The following is an 18,151-nucleotide window of genomic DNA, read 5'->3' on the forward strand; positions in this document are numbered from 1 at the left end:
GCGTGAGCGACCGGCGCGCGACCTCCGCTGCACCCGCGAGGCGTGCTGCGCGTGCGCAGCCCCGTCGGCTCGAGACCAGTCAGCTCTCGCGGCGCTGCCGCACCGCCTCGGCCAGGCGGTCCAGCTGGCTCGCGGTGGTTTCCCAGTCCAGGCAGGCGTCGGTGATCGACTGTCCGTAGGCGAGTTCGTCGGCGTGGCCGAGGGTGAGGTCTTGACGTCCTGCGACCAGGAAGCTCTCCAGCATGACGCCGACGACTGCGGTCTCGCCCGCCGCCAGCCGCCGCGCGATGTCGGTGACCACGTCGACCTGCTTGTTGTGGTCCTTGTTGCTGTTGCCGTGGCTGGCATCCACCACGATCCGCTCCGGCAACGATGCCTTGTCCAGCCGCAGGCACGCCTCGGCGACCGAAGCCGCGTCGTAGTTCGGCCCGTTGCTGCCGCCGCGCAGGATCACGTGGCAGTCCGGGTTGCCGGTGGTGCGGATGAGCGCGGAACGACCGTCGAGGTCGGTGCCGGGGAAGACGTGGCTGGCCGCCGCCGCGCGCACACCGTCCACCGCCACCTGGACGTCACCGTCGGTGCCGTTCTTGATCCCGACCGGCATCGACAACGCGCTGCTGAGCTGGCGGTGCACCTGGCTGGCCGCGGTGCGCGCGCCGATCGCGCCGTAGGACACCAGATCCGCGATGTACTGCGGAGTGATCGGGTCCAGGAACTCGCAGGCCACCGGAAGACCGAGGGCGGTGATGTCGACCAGCAGCTTACGGCCGAAGCCGAGTCCGGTGTTGACGTCGAACGAGCCGTCCAGATGTGGGTCGTTGATCAGCCCTTTCCAGCCCAGGCTGGTGCGCGGCTTCTCGAAGTAGACCCGCATCACCACATGCAGCCGGTCGCCGAGCTCGGCGGCCTTCGCCGCGAGACGGCGCGCGTAGTCGAGCGCGGCGGCTGGGTCGTGCACGGAGCACGGGCCGACGATCACCATCAAGCGATCGTCCGCGCCGTTCAGCACCTCGACGGTGGCCTTGCGTCCCGCACGGACGGTGTCGGCGAGGGCATCGGTGATCGGATGCACGCGACGCACCTCCGCCGGTGAACGCAGCGGGCTGACGTTCAGGGTGCGTTGATCATCCAGATCGGAATGCCGTGCGTCGACGTCGGCTGCGGTTGTCATGTCGTGGGTTCCTTTTCTCGGGGCCGACCCACGGACGAGAATCCCGTCGAGCCGGTCCATCGTCCGGCTCGGGGTGGAAGTTCGTCAGCGCATGTGGTTGCCGCAGACCAGCCCACCCGAGGCCGGCTTGCTAAACCAGAAATACACACGCTGCACGTCCGGCACAGTACCATCCGACAACCGATCGGTGAACGAGGTTGTTAGATATGCCACGGTGCCGGTGGTCGGCGCGGAGTCACCCCCACTGGCCCGGGACGTAACTCCCCGCCGGAGTGCGCGCGATGACGTTCATCCGATTCCAGGCGTTGATCATCGCGATGGCGGCGATGAGGGCGGCGATCTGGTCGTCGTCGTAGTGCTTGCGCACCTCCTGCCACACGCCGTCGCTGACCGCCCGGCCGTCGCCGATCCGGGTGGCCTCCTCGGTGAGCGCCAGTGCGGCGCGCTCGGCCTCGGTGAAGACGGTGGCCTCGTGCCAAGCGGCGATCAGGTTGAGCCGCACCGAGGTCTCGCCCGCGTGCGCGGCGTCCTTGGTGTGCATGTCGGTGCAGTAGCCGCAGCCGTTGATCTGGCTGGCCCGGATCTTCACCAATTCATAGGTCGCGGCGTCCAGGGTGGAGTCGTTGATCACCTTGGAGGCCATGGTGAGTCGCTTGATGAAGCTGCCGCCGACCGAGTTGGAGAAGAGTTCGAAGCGCTGTTCCATGATGTTCGTCCTTTGCCGTTCCTTGCGGGTTCATCAAGAGGACGACGCGGTGCGGCGGAGTGTGACAATGGACAGTGAGACCTGGGTCACAGCGCTCGGCGGGTCGGGTGGCGGCTATTCGGTGAAGGCGTAGGACACTCCGGTCAGCTTCTCCGACAGCTGCCACAAATCGGCCGCGACCTTCTCGTCCTTGGACGCTTTCGACGAACCGGAAGGCCCCGGATATCCACGCATGCCGCCTAAGCCGACCGGCCCGTAGTAGCCGCCGGGCTCGACGTCGGTGGTCGCGGCGTACAACGTCGGCAGCGCGCCCATCGCGGCACTCTGCGCGAACACCTGGTTGCCCACCCACATCACCCGGTCTAGGAACGACTCGGTGTGCGACTGCAACTCGGTGGACGCGTAGCCGGGATGCGCCGCGACCGAGACTTTCGACGCGCCCGCCGCGGTCAATCTGCGCTGCAACTCGCGAGCGAACATCAGGTTGGCCAGCTTCGCCTGCCCGTAGGCGGCCCACCGCTGATACTTGCGCCGCTCCCAGTTGAGATCGTCCAGGTCGATCTTGCCGACCTGATGCGCACCGCTGGAGACGGTGACGATCCGGTCCGAGATCTTGCCCAGCAGCAGTCCGGTGAGCGCGAAGTGACCGAGATGGTTTGTGCCGATCTGTTTTTCGAATCCGTCGGCGGTGCGACCTTCGGGCACGGCCATCACGCCCGCGTTGTTGATCAGCACATCGGCCCCGTCGACGCCCTCGGCGAACGCCCGGACCGACGCGAGATCGGCCAGATCCAGCTCGCGCACCTGCGCCCGGTCACTCAATCCGGCGGCCACGCGCTCCCCTTTGGTCACATTCCGGCAGGCGAGCACCACCTCGCCCCCCGCCGCGGCCAGCGCGCGCACCGTCTCGGCCCCCAGGCCACTGTTGGCCCCTGTCACGATGAACTTCCGACCGCTCTGGTCAGGGATGTTCGAGGTGTCCCACCTGGTCATGCCGGAAAGTCTAGTGCGCGGCAGCACCGGGCGGCAGAGTCGAACACGCCCGGGCCGGTCGGGGCGGCGGGCATTTCAAGTAGGGTTGCCTAACCTACATCAGGGAACCCTGGCTTGATTCTTGTGAGGCAGACCGTGACTTCCATACCGACCGAGTCCGCGCATCGCGACGGCTATGTACCTTTCCCGGCGGACAAGGCCGAGGAGTACCGAGCCGCAGGTTACTGGGCCGGACGCCCGCTCGGGGACCTCTTACGGGCGACCGCGCACCGGCATCCACAGCGTCCCGCGCTGCTCGACGCGGAGGGCACACGCAGCTACGCCGACATCGACGCCGCCGCGGACCGGATGGCCCACGGACTGCTCGCGCTCGGCATCGTCCCCGGCGACCGCGTGGTGGTCCAGCTGCCGAACGTGCCCGAGTTCCTGACCGTGCTGTTCGGTCTGCTGCGCGCCGGGATCATTCCCGTGTTGAGCCTGCCCGCGCATCGACGGGCCGAAATCGAGCACCTGGCAAGGATTTCCGACGCGGTCGGCTACATCGTCGCCGACCGGGCGGGCGATTTCGATTACCGGGAACTGGCGTCGACCGTGCGGGACGCGGTGCCGTCGCTGCGCCACGTCCTGGTACTCGGCGATCCCGGGCCGTTCACCGGTCTCGCCTCGATACCGCGTGACGGCGGCGAACTGCCCGAGATCGATCCGTGCGACATCGCCTTGATGCTGGTCTCCGGCGGCACCACCGGCCTGCCGAAGCTGATCGCACGCACGCACGACGACTACTTCTACAACGCCACCGCCAGTGCCGAGCTGTGCGAACTCAGCGAGCGGGACGTATACCTCGCGACACTGCCCGCCGCACACAACTTCCCCCTGGCCTGCCCCGGGATCCTCGGCACCGTCGGGGTCGGTGGCGCGATCGCCTTCGTCAGCGACCCGAGCCCGGAGAGCGCGTTCGCCGCGATCGAGCGGCACCGGGTCACGGTCACCGCCGTCGTGCCGCCGCTGGCCCAGCTCTGGTGCGCGGCCACCGAATGGGAAGAGGCCGACCTGACTTCGCTGCGCCTGCTCCAAGTGGGCGGCGCGCGACTGGCCGAGGTCAACGCCAAGGAAGTGACCCCGGCGCTGGGCGCGACCTTGCAGCAAGTGTTCGGCATGGCCGAGGGCCTGCTCAACTACACCCGGCTCGACGATTCGGCCGAACTGCTGCACACCAGCCAGGGCCGTCCGCTCTCCCCCGCCGACGAGATCCGCGTGGTGGACGCAGACGGCAACGACGTGGCTCCCGGCGCGGAGGGCGAACTGCTGACCAGGGGTCCTTACACGATCCGCGGCTACTACCGCGCACCCGAGCACAACGCGCGCGCGTTCACCCCGGACGGCTTCTATCGCAGCGGCGACCTGGTCCGTCGCCTGTCCAGCGGGCATCTCGTGGTGTCCGGCCGGATCAAGGATGTGATCAACCGCGGCGGCGAGAACGTCTCCTGCGACGAACTCGAGGAGCATCTGCTCGCCCATCCCGCCGTCCGGCAGGCCGCCGCCGTCGGGCTGCCGGACGCGGCGCTGGGCGAGAAAGTCTGCGCCGTCTTGGTCGTCGACGGCGAGATGCCCACGCCGGCGGAGATCAAGACCTTCCTGACCGCGCGCGGGCTGGCTGCCTACAAACTGCCGGACGTGTTACGCCGCAGCGACGAACTGCCGATCACCGCGGTGGGCAAGATCGACAAGAAGGCATTGCGCACCGAGCTGTAGCACTGCCGCAAGACCGGCGGGCAGCGCATCATCGGTGCGCTGCCCGTTCGGCTTCCGCTATGCCTTGACGACGTAGGGCGCGATGCTGCCCAGCTTCTCGCAGGTCTCCTCGAATTCGCGCTCCGGCCGCGACTGGCCGACGATGCCCGCGCCCGCGCGCAGCCAAGCTCCCTCGGCGTTCTGGTACACCGCGCGCAGCACGAGGGTCGCCTCCAGCGCGCCGGTCGGCGAAACGGTCACCACCGCACCGGAATACAGCCCGCGCGGGTCGTGATCGAGCCGGAATACCGAGTCGACGCCCGCACGCTTGGGGATACCCGAGGCCGTCACCGAGGGGAACAGCACCTCCAGCGCGTCCCAGCTGGACCGGTCGGCGGCCAGCCGTCCACGCACCGTGGACGCCAGATGCTGCACACTGCCCCGCTCGCGCACGGCCATGAAATCCGACACCGCGGGCGTGCCGGGGTCCGCGACGGCCGCGATCTCCGCGAACGAGGTCTGCACCGAGATCGCGTGCTCGACGATCTCTTTCGGGTCGGTCACCAGGTCGGCCCTGGCGGCGAGATCGGCCGCGGACCCACGTCCGAAGGCCCGGGTACCCGCCAGCGGTTCGGTGGTCACCACCCGGTCGTCGTCCACCGACGCGACCAGTTCGGGGCTGAAGCCCGCCGCCTCCAAACCGCCGAGCCGCAGCAGGAACGAGCGCGCGGGCGTGTTGTGCGCGCGCCCGAGGCGATAGGTGGCCGGAACGTCCACGGTGAACGGCAGTTCGACCTTCCTGGACAGGATGACCTTCTGATACCGCCCGGCCTGGATCTCGCCGACCGCCTCGGCCACCCGGTCCCGGTAACCGGTCGGATCGATGCGGATGTCGGCCGGATGCGCCTGCGGCAGTTCGGGGTTCTGCGACTGCGCGATCAGGTCGTGGATGTCTCCGATCTCCGTCGGCGTCGCACCCGATATCCGCACGCCGGATTCACCCACCCGCACCTCGATTCGCGGAACCATCAGGTGCGCGATCGAGGTGCGCGGATCCAAGTGCTCGGTGGCGTCGAGCGCCCACGCGCAGAACTCGAATCCGATCCAGCCGTAGGCGTTGCGCCCGTCGAGGGGAAGCGCGCCCAGCGCCCGATCGATCACTCCCGCCGGATTGCCTTCCCACCGGCTGATCGTGGTCTGCCCCGCCCAGGTGACGCGCAGCTCCCGCACGTCCAGTTCGACACTGCCGATCGGATCGGCGGCGAACACCCACTCCCCCGGACGCTCGTACATCACGTACTCGCCGAACCGATCCGACCCCGCCAGCCGGGACATCGCTGCCGCCGGATCGGTCACATACTCAACCCGCAGGCGTTCCGTGGTCGACAACGATCCTCCAAAGGTAAACCTGGCCTAACTTGTGCAGGTAAGGTTAGCATTACCTCCTTTATTGTGCGGGTGTGCTCGCGGCCACAACCCGGGCGCCGAGTGTGCGCTCCGGGACGGAGGTCCCCGTACGGCAACTACTTTCGCCGCGCTCACCCCGCATCCCGTGCGACGATCACGCCATCCCGTGCCCGCCGAACCGAACTCGACGCGCCGACTGCCTGCGGGGAATGCACCCGCCGGGATTGAATAGTGGAGAGCGTCACCTGCGGAGGGAAGAACATCGATGATCGATCACCGCGGCGATTCACCCGCGACAACCGGGCCCGGGACCGCACCGAGATCGGTGGTGGCCCTGGTCGACGCCGCCTCGGGGGTGGAACGCGAACTCGTCGGCAAGTGGCTCGCCGACGGCGGGATCGGCACGGAGTTCGGCACCGACGCACCGGTCACGCAGCTGGACCTGGACGCGGGCGCCATCGCCGCCCGGCTGGTCGGCAGGCGCGACGATCCGCTGGTGGTGCCGATCCGCGTGCTGTGGCTGCCCCCGGAACGCGACGGCGTGCGCCGCGTCACCTTCGCCGATCTCGCCCTGCTGACCAACCCGCGCAAGCCCAATCGGCTGGCCCAGCGCAGGCTGCTGGCCAAGTCACCGGACCGGCACGTCGTGCTGACCGGTGCGCCCGCCCGGCTCAGCGAGCTGCGCGCGAACAACCCGGAGGCTTCGACGCTGTTCGACAAGGGCACCGCCGAGCCGTTCGCCCGCGCCGTCGTGCGCGCGGCGGTGGTGGCGCTCGAACGCGCCGAACGCACCATCATCGGCGACCGGTACAAGGTGCCCAAGCTGGTCGCGGAGGAGATTCTCGACTCCCCCGACTTCCTGCGCAGGCTGGAGCTGATCGCCGACCAGATCGGGGCGAGCCCGCACGAGGTGTATCGCCGCGCGGAGAAGGGGCTCAACGAACTGGTCGCCGCCCAGAGCAGGCTGGTCTCCGACCTGTTCACCCAGGCCATGCGGCCGGTGCACGCCTCGACCTGGAAGGTGGACCCCGACGAGTCCGGCCTGACCGGGTTGCGCGATCTCAACCGCCGCTATCCGCTGGTGTTCCTGCCTTCGCACCGCTCGTACGTCGACGCGTTCGTGCTGGGAGACGTGCTGGCCCGCAACGACTTCCCGCCGAACCACGTGATCGGCGGCGCGAATCTGGGCTTCTGGCCGATGGGCCCGATCGCCCGGCGCACCGGGACGGTGTTCATCCGGCGCAGTTTCGGCGACGACGAGGTCTACAAGGCCGTCGTGGAGGAGTACTTCGCCTATCTGCTGGCCAAGCGCTTCAACCTGGAGTGGTACTTCGAGGGCGGCCGCACCCGCACCGGAAAGCTGCGGCCACCGCGCTACGGCCTGCTGAACTACCTTGCCGCGGCGGTTCGTTCGAACCGCATCGACGACGTCATGCTGGTGCCGGTCTCGATCACCTACGAGCGGCTCAACGAACTCGGCGCCATCGCCACCGAGCAGGAAGGCGGCAAGAAGAAACCCGAGGGGCTGACCTGGCTGGCGCGCTACATCCGCAGTCAACAACACTCCGCCGGGCACGTCTACGTCCGCTTCGGCGAGCCGCTGTCGGCCCGCGATCGGCTCTCCGCGTACGGCGATCCGCTCACGACCCCGCCGCTGACCATCCCGCTGCACCACACCGAGCCGATTCCGCCGCCGCGCCCCGAAGCGGGCGTCGTCGACAGCGATCCGCCGGAAGTCGCCGAGCTGGAACGGAAGGCCGTGCAACGGCTCGCTTTCGAAGTCGCGGTCGGCATCAACGCGGTCACGCCGATCACGGTCAACGCGCTGGTCACCCTGGCGCTGCTGGGGGTGGACGGGCGCGCCCTCACCCTGGGCGAGGTGCGCACGGTGCTCGACCCGGTGCTCGGCTACATCGACAAGCGCGAGCTGCCGCGCGGCGAACTCGACGCGCTGCGCGACGACCAGGGCCTGGCCGTGGTGCTGGAACAGCTTTCGCTGGCCAAGGTGGTGACGGTGTATCGCGGCGGGATCGAGCCGGTGTACTCGATCGAGCCGGGCGCGCATCTCGAAGCCGCCTTCTACCGCAACAGCGCCGTGCACTGGTTCGTCAACCGCGCCATCCTCGAGCTGTCTATCCTGTCCGCGGTCGACAACGACGAGGCCGATGCCCTCAACACCGGCTGGGACGAGGCGTTCCGCCTGCGCGATCTGCTGAAGTTCGAGTTCTTCTTCCCCGAGCGCGGCGAGTTCGCCGATCAGATGGTCGCGGAGATGCTCCTGGTGGATCCGGACTGGTACAGCCACACCCGGCGCGACACCTTCGGCTCGGACATCCTGGCGAAGCTCACCGCATCCGGCTTCACCATGGCCCACCGCGTGCTGCGCTCCTTCGTCGACGCGCAGCTGGTGGTGGCCGAACGGCTCGCCGCCCGGGACGCGTGCGACGAGATCGACCGCAAGGAGTTCATCACCGAATGCGTGGCGGTCGGCAAGCAGATGAAGTTGCAGCAACGACTACACAGCCCGGAGTCGGTCTCCACCGAGTTGTTCACCAGCGCCCTGAAGCTCGCCGACAACTACGGCCTGCTCGAGACGGCGGACGACGACGACCCGGAGGAGCTCCGCGCGGAATTGCTCCAGCGCAGAATCGAATTCGCCGAACGTCTGCGCGATATCGGGACCCGCATCGCGCAGGCCGCCGCGCTCGACCCGTCCAACCGGGAGGCGCGGTGAGCGATCGACGCGAAAGCACGGCGGTATCCGGGAGGTTCGATGACCGACGCGCGCGCGCTGATCTCGACGCCGCGCTCGCCGCCATACGTTCCGGGCCGCAGGGCCGCGCGATCGCCGCGGTCTTCGATTTCGGGGGCGCTGTCGTCGACGGCCCCGGACCGCGACACCGGCTGCGCCGCAAGCCCGCCGACGTGCTGCTCGGCGGCATCCGCGAGCACATGACCGACGGCGAATACAGCCGGTTCCTCCGTGAGCTGTCCGAGGCGCTGGCCGGGCGTTCCGAAGAGGAACTCGACGATCTGGGCAGGCGTCTGTTCCAGCGCACCGTCTACGAGTACCTCTACCCCGAGGCATGGCAGCTGATCCGGACGCACCGCGCGGCCGGGCACACTATCGTCCTGGTCAGCTCGCTGACCCGGTTCCAAGTCGCACCCGCCGCTGCGCAACTGGGCATCGAGCACGTGCTCTGCACGCCCATGGCCACCGACCACGGCGTGCTCACCGGGCATCCCGACGGAAAGGCGCTGTGGGGCAACCGCAAGGCCGAGGCGGTCGCCGAGTTCGCCGCCACGCATGAGGTGGATCTGAGGCGCAGCTACGCCTATGCCGGCGCGATCGCCGACCTGCCCGTGCTGTCGCTGGTGGGACATCCCGTGGCGGTGAACCCCGACGACGCGCTGGACGCCATCGCCGACCGGCAGCGCTGGAGCGAGCTGATGTTCCGGCCGCGCCCCCGGCCGCGTGCGAGCGACTACGCGCGTACCGCCGCGGGGTTCGCCGGGCTGTTCGGAGGCGCGCTGTTCGGAGTCGCGTCGAAAGCGCCCACGAAGGACCGGCGACAGATGGCCGACGCGTTGATGGCGCACGCGGCGCGCAACACGCTGCGCATCGCGGGAGTGCGGGTGCGGGTCACCGGCGCCGAGAACGCGAAATCGCCGCGGCCCGCGGTCTTCCTGTTCAACCACCAGAGCCAGTTCGACATCATCATCGTGCCCGAGGTGCTCGGCGGCGGCGTGACCGCGATCGGCAAGAAGGAGCTGACCAAGAATCCGGTCTTCGGACCGCTCATGCGCTTCGTCGGCGTGACGTTCATCAATCGCGCGAACACCGCGCAGGCCAGGGCGGCGTTGCGACCGGTGGTGGAGACCCTGCGCGGCGGCTTGTCGGTCGCGGTGGCGCCGGAAGGAACTCGTTCCTACACCCCCGAGGTCGGGCGGTTCAAGAAAGGCGCGTTCCACATCGCGATGCAGGCGGGGGTGCCGGTGATCCCGGTGGTCATCCGGAACGCGGGCGAGATCTGCCGGCGCAACGCGATGGTCGCCCGCCCCGGAACGGTCGACGTGGCGATCCTCGATCCGATCGACGTCAGCGCGTGGGATCCCGGCGATTTGGACGAGAAAGTGGCGGAGGTCCGCCGATTGTTCGTCGACACGCTCCTGAACTGGCCCCGCTGATCAGCTGAGAGCACGCCGCGCCGCTTCCCCCTGTCGGCCGCTGTATCGCCGTTTGCTCAGCTGGCCGACGGCGCGACCGTCGCCGCGCACTCGGACGTTGTCGGTACCCGGCGCACTGTCGGCGAGTCACCCGGTGCTCGTGACCGGTCGCAGGAGATGGGCAACCGGCTCGTCGGCCGCTGACCGGAACCGCGCCGGGCCCGTTCCCTCGGGAAGCGGGGCCCGTCGGCATGGGCTCAGACCGTGCGGCCGAACAGCAGCTTCCACGGCATGAGCGCCGACTCCAGCTGCACTTTGAGGCTCATCTTGGACGCCCCGAGCGTGCGCTCCTCGAACCGGATCGGCACCTCGGCGATCGCGATCCCCTTCTTGATGGTGCGGTAGTTCATCTCGACCTGGAAGGAGTATCCGTTGCTGCGGATCGCGCCCACCTCGATGGCGCGCAGGGTATCGGCCTTCCACGCCTTGAAGCCCGCGGTGGCGTCCTTGACGCCCAGCCGCAGGATCAGGTTCACGTAGAAGTTGGCCCAGGCCGACAGCGCCTTGCGGTACCACTTCCATTCCGCGGCGGTCGAGCCGCCCGGGACGTAGCGGGAGCCGAGCACCACGCCCGCGTCGGTGGTGGTCAGCTTCTCCAGCATGGCCGGGATCACTTCGGCGGGATGCGACAGGTCGGCGTCCATCTGGATCACCACGTCCGCGCCTTCGTCCAGTGCGCGCGTGATACCCGCCACGTACGCACGCCCGAGCCCGTCCTTCTCGGTCCGGTGCAGCACACCCACCACGTTCGGCAGTTCGGCGGCCAGCTTGTCGGCCACCTCGCCGGTGCCGTCCGGCGAGCTGTCGTCCACCACGAGTACATGCAGGTCGGGCACCGGCAGCGCGGTCAGCCGCTCCACCGCAACCGGCAAATTCTCCCGCTCGTTGTAGGTCGGCACAACAACGGTAACCCTCAAGGGTCGCCCTCCCTGCTGATCCTGGTTTCCGCTCGCAGCCCACGCCAGGACCTCCGAGCATTCGTCGAGTTCTGGAGAACCGTACTCGATACACCTGATCGCGAACTGAGCGGCCGCACCAGGCGCCGTACCGCCCGAGCCTCCGACCTGCGGCTCAAGATCAACTTCACCGTGCGGGGGAAGCCTTTCCGCGAGCCGTGCCCCCGCGCCGCCTCAGTCGCCGTCCCGCCAGGATCGGTCCCTGGCGTCTTCCCGCGTGTTGCGCGCCTGCGCGATCTCGAGCGCACGTTCCGCCGTCGCCTGGTCCGGGTACGGCCCCATCCGGTCGCGGAACCAGCACTGCCGCCCTTGCTCGGCTCGTTTGTGCTTCAAGCAGTAATACCAGCGCTCAGCCATACCTCCAGCATCCCACCGAACACCGGGCCTCAACCGCATTTACGCCATCCATTGCCGGACTCGGCGATCGCAATTCACCACCGGAGGCTTCGGTAATGGACGAACGCGTCGCACAGGAGAACCACCCCGAAGATCGCGAACAGTACGCGCACCGAGATCGGGCCGTACGCGGTGATAATGCGAACAACTTTTCGATACATCCGCCGCGCTCCGGTCGTCCGCCGCAGCGCGAGGCCGAGTATCACCAGCGGCGGCAGCAATGCGAGCGCGCAATACGCGACGACGATCAGTGGCCACAACGCCGGCAGCGGATGCCGCGCGGAGATCATCGCGAGTCCGGCGAGATATGGCACCGCTGTCGGCGCCTGCGCGATACCGATCGCCACGCCGAGGCCGGCGAGTATCCACGGTCGGCGTCGCAATGCCGGCGTCGTCCGCGGGGCCGCCGTCCCCGTCATCCGAATGCTCGCGAGAACGATCAACAACATCCCGGCGGCGAGTTCGCCCCAGTACCGAATTGCCGGCGTGATCTCGAAGTCGATCAGATCGGTCAGAAAGCCGACCCCGAGAATGGTGCAGATCCCGAAGGCGGTGGTGACGGCGAAGACGCCCGCCAGCAAGCTCAGACCGCCCACCAGCGGCGAACGACGGCTCAACCTGCTGTCGTAGACCACAGCCGTGGTGACGCCGATCAGCAACAGGTCGAGCGAGTCGAGGAAAGCGAACCCCGCGAGGGCGAGGAGAAGGGTCGACATGGCCGCGCCAGCCTACCCGCGGCGGCCGGGTGACCACCCGATCCCGAACCCGGATGCGCCACCGTGTGATTCACCACACCACGCGAACCGCCGACGATCGGAGACCACCCAGAACAACCCCGCCGATTCGCCAGACGACACCGCCTGGCAGGCGGAGAACCAATCCGAACGACACCCCCGAACGCAACCACAACCAATGGGGGTCCGAGGGCGAAGCCCGCCGGGCTGGGGTGGGGGTTGCACCCCCAGAAGAAATGACGAAACGAGCCCCGTTCACACATTCCGTGAACAGGGCTCGCCTACGAGTGGAGTGGCCAGGGCCGGGATCGAACCGGCGACCTTCCGCTTTTCAGGCGGACGCTCGTACCAACTGAGCTACCTGGCCGCAGGCACCCGAAATGAATGCCATACGCGAAACGCCGGACATCTCCGGCGCTTACTTGCGACCCTGACGGGACTCGAACCCGCGACCTCCGCCGTGACAGGGCGGCGCGCTAACCAACTGCGCCACAGGGCCATGCTCTGCTACCAACGATCCGAAGATCGTACCCCCTACGGGATTCGAACCCGCGCTACCGCCTTGAAAGGGCGGCGTCCTAGGCCGCTAGACGAAGGGGGCTCGCCCCGGATTTCTCCGGACCGGCTTTCAACGGCTGTCCGTTGGGAGCTGGGATAGCTTATGACAGACCGGACTCGATTCCCAAACCGGCTGGTCAGAGGCTCAAACCGAGCTCCTCCAAGCGGGCCTGGGTGCGCCAGCCGTCGCTGCGGAATTTCTCCAGCCATTCCGGGGTAGCCATCGCCTCCATCACGACCTCGAGCGCCTCCTCGAACCGTGCCCGCAGATCGACCTGCCCGCCGAGCAGGTCCACCATGTATCGCTGGCCGGCGAGCGCGGCGGCGAGCGTGCGGGTGAACCGGTCGGGGTCGGCGTCGACGCGCAGCTGCCCGTGGTCGATGGCTCGGACGGTGAGCACCCTGGTGGTGCGGCCCAGGATGCGGCCGCCGCCGGCCTGCACGTCACGGTAGAAGTCCGGCTCGATGATCAGCCGGTACTCGGCCTGCACGATGATGTCGTGCTCGAGCCGCAGCGCGATCTCGTCGACCACCCCGTGCAGGATGTCCAGCGGACTGAGATCCGTTCGGGCCAGCCAGCGCTCAGCGGAGGCGCGGTAGCGTTCCACCGCGGTCTCCAGCACCGCGCGTGCCAGATCTTCTTTCGAATCGAAATGGAAGTACATGGCGCCCTTGGTGGCACGCGACCCTTCCAATATGCGGTTGAGCGATGCAGCGGCATAGCCGCTCTTCCCGAACTCAACGGCGGCGGACCTGATAATCGCCGCCCGTGTCCGGCGCGCCCGCTCTTGCTGCCGTGCCATGCTCGAAACGCCTCCGAAGCCTACTCGCCGCCAAACAGCCACCCCCGAAGGAACGGACCCTCGGCGCGAATTCATGAGTTTTATCAATACGTCGAACCCGGTTTTCGTCCGATTTCAAACCTTCGGTACGAAAACTCGCGAAAAACCTGTAACACACCAGCTGGTATAGTTTGCCTGCCCGGGTGCGCCGCAGGGGGTGCGCATCCGGGCATTTCTTCGTCCAGAACGTGCCTCCTCCTGCGGCATCGAGTTCCGTCGAGCCGTGGCCGGCCGGACCGGCCGCGGCGCCTTCGGACACGGAAACGACAATCCGAATTCCGTAGCGTCGATCGAGTCGACGATTCTTTCGGAATTCACCAAGGCGTCACCGTACCCGGAATCCCGATCCGACACGCGGCAAACCGAGGAGTCAGGTAACCATCCGATTCCGCTTTCTGTTACGGCAAATATTTGGCAACCCAATCGGCCCTTCCGGAGGGTGCGCGAATTCGCCAGCAGCCCAGGATTGTTCACGCGATCCGACCGGCAAGCCGGACAACCGGCCGCCGCCCACGTTTCGCCCGCCAACTCGCCCCACGAGCCTCGCCCGGCCAGAGCCGTTCACCCCCTGCAAATCCAAAGACATTGCCAGCCAACACGATTGAATGATATCCAGATCCGGCTAAGATGAACAAAGCTGGGTGCCAAGTGTTTACCGCCCACATCGCCCGGCGCGCACGCCGTGTTACCCGCCGCCACGCCGCCACGCGACGCGCCCGCGACGCCACGCCGACCCCACCCATCCATCCCGCCCGCCGACACGAACTCCCCCGATTGGGGCATCCGCCCCCGATCCCACTACACTGTTCCTCCGCGCCCCTATAGCTCAGTTGGTAGAGCTACGGACTTTTAATCCGCAGGTCGTAGGTTCGAGCCCTACTGGGGGCACAGCGGTCGGGCGCCCGGACACTCCGGGCGCCCGACCTGTTTCGCGAAGTTCCCCGCAGTGAAGCACCGTTTATTCCGGTCCGGACATCCGCGTCGAGGCTCTACTCTCCGACCTCGCGCACAATGCTTCGCGGTCATCAGAGCCCACCTCGACGCCTCGGCCGCCAAGCCGTTCGACGGGCTCCTTTCTACAGTCCTCTATGCGGCGGAGATAGTGGGCCACCATGCGAGGGATTGCGGACGCCTCGGCTGGAGAGTGGACAAGACGAGGCAGCCTCATAGGCCTACCTGCGGCGAGATGCCCAGGGGCAACCGGCCGGACTGTGACAAAAGACATAGTCACTTCACGGAGCAGGTGCTGATCGCGCAGCTCTCCGCTCGGAGGTTGACGAGTTGTCCCATGTGGGGCCACGCGATCGATCGCGGTGAATGAACCGGGCGGTGCCGAGAAGCCGGCCCGGCGGCGGGTTCGCGATGTCTGCATGCGCCGCTGGGTTAGGCGCGGCGCGTTCGACACGCGCGAACGCTGGGTACTCGTTCGATTGTCAGCGCGGTGGCGGATTGTGCGATTCCCCACCTCCCGCTAACGGCGCGAGCCCCGCGTCGATAGTCCTCTCGTTCACAGGAAGAACCCATACACTCGTGTGGATCACTGAACGGCGAAGACGTCGTATGTGGTGGATCACCAGGGCATCGATCGTCTAACGGATGCGTTTCGCATCACACCTACGGTGCCGTAAGGTATGGCCGCAACGGTATCGGTCTACCTTGGGACGACCTGCACGACCGGAAGCACACACTGAAGGGTTCATACATGGCAAGGGATCTGACTCAACTCGAGCTTCTGACGGAGTTGGAGCCGGTTGCCGAAGAAAACGTCAACCGGCACCTCTCCATGGCAAAGGAATGGCATCCGCACGACTACGTCCCGTGGGACGACGGCCGCAATTTCGCGGCACTCGGTGGGGTGGACTGGGATCCGGAGCAGTCCCGGCTCAGCGAGGTTGCGAAGGCGGCCATGGTCACCAACCTGCTCACCGAGGACAACCTGCCCTCCTATCACCGGGAGATCGCCGAGAATTTCTCTCAGGATGGCGCGTGGGGCACCTGGGTGGGCCGCTGGACCGCCGAGGAGAACCGCCACGGCATCGTCATGCGGGACTACCTGGTGGTCACCCGCGGCGTCGATCCGGTCGCCCTCGAGGAAGCCAGGATGGTCCACATGACCAATGGCTTCGCCTCCCCTGCCGAAGCCGACGCGGGCTTCCTTCATTCCGTCGCGTACGTCACCTTCCAGGAACTGGCCACCCGGGTCAGCCACCGCAACACCGGCAAGGTCTGTGACGACCCGATCGCCGACCGCATGCTGCAGCGCGTCGCCGCCGACGAGAACTTGCACATGATCTTCTACCGCAACATGTGCGGCGCCGCCCTCGACCTGGCCCCTGACCAGGCCATCGAGGCGATCACCCTGATCCTGGAGAACTTCCAGATGCCGGGCGCCGGCATGCCCAACTTCCGCCGCAACGGCGTGCTGATGGCCAAGCACGGCATCTACGATCTGCGCCAGCACCTGGAGGAGGTCGTCCAGCCGGTGCTGAAGAAGTGGAACATCTTCGAGCGCAGCGACTTCACCGCCCGCGGCGAGGCGGTCCGTGAGCGCCTCGGCATTTTCCTGGACAAGCTGAGCAACGACGTCGTCAAGTTCGAGGAGCAGCGGGACCGGATGCTGGCCCGCGAGGCCGCCAAGCGCGACCGTCAGATGGCGGGCAGCTCCGTAGGCTGAGCGCCCGAATACAGCACGCCGCCGCCCCGGAGTCCGAGGGCGGCGGCGGTTGTATGAACGGCACGGTGCCGCGCCGCGCTATGACCCGATCCGGCCGACTTACGTGCGGAAATGAGACACTGGTCGGCGTGACGATGACTACCGAGGCGATGACGAAACTGCGGATCGGGCCGTATCCGGTCGATCCGCCGGTCGTGCTCGCGCCGATGGCCGGCATCACGAATCTGGCGTTCCGCAAGTTGTGCCGGGAATTCGGCAGCCCTACCTCGATCTACGTGTGCGAGATGATCACCGCGCGAGCGGTGGTCGAGCGCAACGAGAAGACGCTGCACATGATGTCCTTCGATGCCGACGAGCATCCCCGCTCGATGCAGCTCTACGGCGTGGACCCGGACACGCTCGGCGAAGCGGTGCGCATCATCGCCGGCGAGGGCTGGGCCGACCACATCGACCTCAACCTCGGCTGCCCCGTGCCCAAGGTCACCCGGCTCGGCGGCGGCGCCGCCCTGCCGTACAAGCGGACGCTGTTCCGGCACATCGTGCGCGCCATGGTGAGGGCGGCGGAACCGGCGGGGGTCCCGATCACCCTGAAGTTTCGCATCGGCATCGACGACGACCACCGCACCTATCTGGACGCGGGACGCATCGCGGAAGCCGAAGGCGCGCGGGCGGTCGCGTTGCACGCGCGCACGGCTGCGCAGCGCTACTCCGGTCAGGCCGACTGGACCGCGATCGCCCGGCTCAAAGAAGCCGTCACCTCGATCCCGGTCCTTGGCAACGGCGACATCTTCTCGGCGGACGACGCGGTCCGCATGATGGACGAGACCGGGTGCGACGGCGTGGTCGTCGGCCGCGGCTGCCTGGGCAGACCGTGGCTGTTCGCCGAACTGCAGGCGGCGCTGCGCGGGGAGCCGCTGCCCGCCGCGCCCGATCTGGGCCGGGCCGGCGCCGTGCTGTACCGGCACGGGGCGCTGCTGGCCGAGCACCTCGGAGAGGACAAGGCCATGCGTGACCTGCGCAAGCACATGGCCTGGTATTTGATGGGCTTCCCGGTCGGCGCCGACCTACGTCGCGCGTTCGCCACCGTGGACAGCCTCGCTCGGCTGGGAGATCTTGTCGGGCAGCTCGATCCGACCGCGCCCTTCCCCAAGGACGCGGAGGGCCCACGCGGGCGTCAGGGCTCGCCGGGCAAGGTCGCGCTGCCGCACGGCTGGCTCGACGATCCGGACGATCCCGCGGTGCCACGCGCGGCCGATGTGATGCACAGTGGCGGCTGATCGGGCAACCGCGCAGCGAACGACATGGCCGAAACAGCTGTGACCTGTTCGATTTCTCGGCGGGGTGGCCCCCCGTGGCGGAATCGTTATCATTGCGGAATCGGTGCCGCCGGTCGAGTGTGACCTGAGCGGAAAAGCAGGACGAAAAGCGAGGTTCGTTGGTGGGTGACGATCGGCACGGGCGTTCGCCACGGCCCGGAGGTCGCGCCCCGTGGGAGCGGTATCCCGCGGCGGACAGCTCCGAAGCAGACGCCGCACGCACGTCTCGTCGTTCGCGCCATACCGACGCCACTCCGGACCAGAGTTCCGCGCCCCTGACGGTCCAGGATCTGGTCCAGCGGGTCGACAACGAACGCAGTGGCCGCCGAGGCCGTCGCGCCGATTCCGCACCGCCGGACCCGGGCGCCGCACCCAGCCGAGGACGCCGCGCGGAACCCACCCCGCCCGACCAGGCCGCCGCGCCCGGCCGAGGACGCCGT

Annotated in this window: 13 protein-coding genes, 4 tRNA genes and 1 pseudogene; 7 read left to right on the plus strand and 11 right to left on the minus strand. The window is 67.8% G+C overall.

The features are described 5' to 3' along the window. Window positions 1-79 precede the first annotated feature (79 nt). The 3 genes from NA8_RS31375 to NA8_RS31385 all read right to left on the minus strand — a co-directional run bounded on the left by NA8_RS31375 (window position 80) and on the right by NA8_RS31385 (window position 2,870). On the minus strand, window positions 80-1,171 hold the full coding sequence (locus NA8_RS31375) for a 3-deoxy-7-phosphoheptulonate synthase (protein WP_063053923.1): 1,092 nt from the start codon (window positions 1,169-1,171) through the stop codon (window positions 80-82). Window positions 1,172-1,406: 235 nt separating this feature from the next. Then, on the minus strand, window positions 1,407-1,877 hold the full coding sequence (locus NA8_RS31380; protein ID WP_063053924.1) for a carboxymuconolactone decarboxylase family protein: 471 nt from the start codon (window positions 1,875-1,877) through the stop codon (window positions 1,407-1,409). 114 nt (window positions 1,878-1,991) lie between these two features. Continuing rightward, window positions 1,992-2,870, minus strand: coding sequence for an oxidoreductase (locus NA8_RS31385; protein ID WP_063053925.1), 879 nt, complete (start codon window positions 2,868-2,870; stop codon window positions 1,992-1,994). 135 nt (window positions 2,871-3,005) lie between these two features. On the opposite strand from NA8_RS31385, the gene NA8_RS31390 reads away from it, so the two are divergent. Continuing rightward, window positions 3,006-4,622, plus strand: coding sequence for a (2,3-dihydroxybenzoyl)adenylate synthase (locus NA8_RS31390; RefSeq protein WP_063053933.1), 1,617 nt, complete (start codon window positions 3,006-3,008; stop codon window positions 4,620-4,622). 57 nt (window positions 4,623-4,679) lie between these two features. Here NA8_RS31390 and nbtS read toward each other — a convergent pair whose 3' ends face one another. Continuing rightward, window positions 4,680-5,990, minus strand: coding sequence for a nocobactin biosynthesis salicylate synthase NbtS (gene nbtS, locus NA8_RS31395; RefSeq protein WP_063053926.1), 1,311 nt, complete (start codon window positions 5,988-5,990; stop codon window positions 4,680-4,682). Window positions 5,991-6,273: 283 nt separating this feature from the next. Between nbtS and NA8_RS31400 the strand changes: the two genes are divergently transcribed. Then, entirely contained in the window at window positions 6,274-8,742 is a 2,469-nt protein-coding gene (locus tag NA8_RS31400; RefSeq protein ID WP_084467231.1) for a glycerol-3-phosphate 1-O-acyltransferase, read from the plus strand. After that, window positions 8,739-10,196: an HAD-IB family hydrolase gene (locus tag NA8_RS31405; RefSeq protein WP_084467232.1), complete on the plus strand. Its 1,458-nt coding sequence runs from the start codon at window positions 8,739-8,741 to the stop codon at window positions 10,194-10,196. Before NA8_RS31400 ends, NA8_RS31405 begins: the two co-directional genes overlap by 4 nt. Window positions 10,197-10,432: 236 nt before the next feature. On the opposite strand, the gene NA8_RS31410 is transcribed toward NA8_RS31405, so the two are convergent. The 7 genes from NA8_RS31410 to NA8_RS31440 form a co-directional block, all read right to left on the minus strand. Continuing rightward, on the minus strand, window positions 10,433-11,152 hold the full coding sequence (locus tag NA8_RS31410) for a polyprenol monophosphomannose synthase (RefSeq protein ID WP_281199198.1): 720 nt from the start codon (window positions 11,150-11,152) through the stop codon (window positions 10,433-10,435). Window positions 11,153-11,365: 213 nt separating this feature from the next. After that, window positions 11,366-11,548 carry a hypothetical protein gene (locus NA8_RS31415; RefSeq protein WP_063053929.1) on the minus strand — a complete coding sequence of 61 codons (183 nt, stop codon included), beginning with the start codon at window positions 11,546-11,548 and terminating at the stop codon, window positions 11,366-11,368. A gap of 74 nt (window positions 11,549-11,622) precedes the next feature. Next, window positions 11,623-12,303 carry a GAP family protein gene (locus NA8_RS31420; protein ID WP_063053930.1) on the minus strand — a complete coding sequence of 227 codons (681 nt, stop codon included), beginning with the start codon at window positions 12,301-12,303 and terminating at the stop codon, window positions 11,623-11,625. 311 nt (window positions 12,304-12,614) lie between these two features. Continuing rightward, window positions 12,615-12,688 (minus strand) — tRNA-Phe (locus NA8_RS31425). Window positions 12,689-12,746: 58 nt separating this feature from the next. Beyond that, window positions 12,747-12,820: transfer RNA gene (locus tag NA8_RS31430), tRNA-Asp, on the minus strand. 29 nt (window positions 12,821-12,849) lie between these two features. Then, window positions 12,850-12,922 (minus strand) — tRNA-Glu (locus tag NA8_RS31435). A 94-nt stretch (window positions 12,923-13,016) separates the two neighbouring features. After that, window positions 13,017-13,682: a TetR family transcriptional regulator gene (locus NA8_RS31440; RefSeq protein WP_063053931.1), complete on the minus strand. Its 666-nt coding sequence runs from the start codon at window positions 13,680-13,682 to the stop codon at window positions 13,017-13,019. Window positions 13,683-14,536: 854 nt separating this feature from the next. On the opposite strand from NA8_RS31440, the gene NA8_RS31445 reads away from it, so the two are divergent. The 4 genes and pseudogenes from NA8_RS31445 to NA8_RS34780 all read left to right on the plus strand — a co-directional run. Beyond that, a tRNA-Lys gene (locus NA8_RS31445) sits at window positions 14,537-14,609 on the plus strand. An 814-nt stretch (window positions 14,610-15,423) separates the two neighbouring features. Next, the gene (locus NA8_RS31450) at window positions 15,424-16,395 is read left to right on the plus strand and encodes an acyl-ACP desaturase (protein WP_063053932.1); all 972 of its coding nucleotides are present in this window, start codon (window positions 15,424-15,426) and stop codon (window positions 16,393-16,395) included. A 149-nt stretch (window positions 16,396-16,544) separates the two neighbouring features. Further along, entirely contained in the window at window positions 16,545-17,672 is a 1,128-nt protein-coding gene (dusB, locus tag NA8_RS31455) for a tRNA dihydrouridine synthase DusB (RefSeq protein ID WP_218019534.1), read from the plus strand. Between the two features lie 161 nt (window positions 17,673-17,833). Continuing rightward, window positions 17,834-18,151: pseudogene (locus tag NA8_RS34780) on the plus strand (LCP family protein); the annotation flags it as partial.

This window comes from Nocardia arthritidis NBRC 100137 (genome assembly GCF_001612765.1).
GTDB classification, from domain to species: Bacteria; Actinomycetota; Actinomycetes; order Mycobacteriales; family Mycobacteriaceae; genus Nocardia; species Nocardia arthritidis.

Excerpts from the sequence above, each read along its gene's own strand:
- NA8_RS31450 (WP_063053932.1), top strand. The coding sequence starts at position 15,424 with ATGGCAAGGGATCTGACTCAACTCGAGCTTCTGACGGAGTTGGAGCCG.
- NA8_RS31415 (WP_063053929.1), bottom strand. The coding sequence starts at position 11,548 with ATGGCTGAGCGCTGGTATTACTGCTTGAAGCACAAACGAGCCGAGCAA.
- NA8_RS31375 (WP_063053923.1), bottom strand. The coding sequence starts at position 1,171 with ATGACAACCGCAGCCGACGTCGACGCACGGCATTCCGATCTGGATGAT.
- NA8_RS31380 (WP_063053924.1), bottom strand. The coding sequence starts at position 1,877 with ATGGAACAGCGCTTCGAACTCTTCTCCAACTCGGTCGGCGGCAGCTTC.
- NA8_RS31385 (WP_063053925.1), bottom strand. The coding sequence starts at position 2,870 with ATGACCAGGTGGGACACCTCGAACATCCCTGACCAGAGCGGTCGGAAG.
- dusB (WP_218019534.1), top strand. The coding sequence starts at position 16,545 with ATGACGAAACTGCGGATCGGGCCGTATCCGGTCGATCCGCCGGTCGTG.
- NA8_RS31400 (WP_084467231.1), top strand. The coding sequence starts at position 6,274 with ATGATCGATCACCGCGGCGATTCACCCGCGACAACCGGGCCCGGGACC.
- NA8_RS31420 (WP_063053930.1), bottom strand. The coding sequence starts at position 12,303 with ATGTCGACCCTTCTCCTCGCCCTCGCGGGGTTCGCTTTCCTCGACTCG.
- NA8_RS31440 (WP_063053931.1), bottom strand. The coding sequence starts at position 13,682 with ATGGCACGGCAGCAAGAGCGGGCGCGCCGGACACGGGCGGCGATTATC.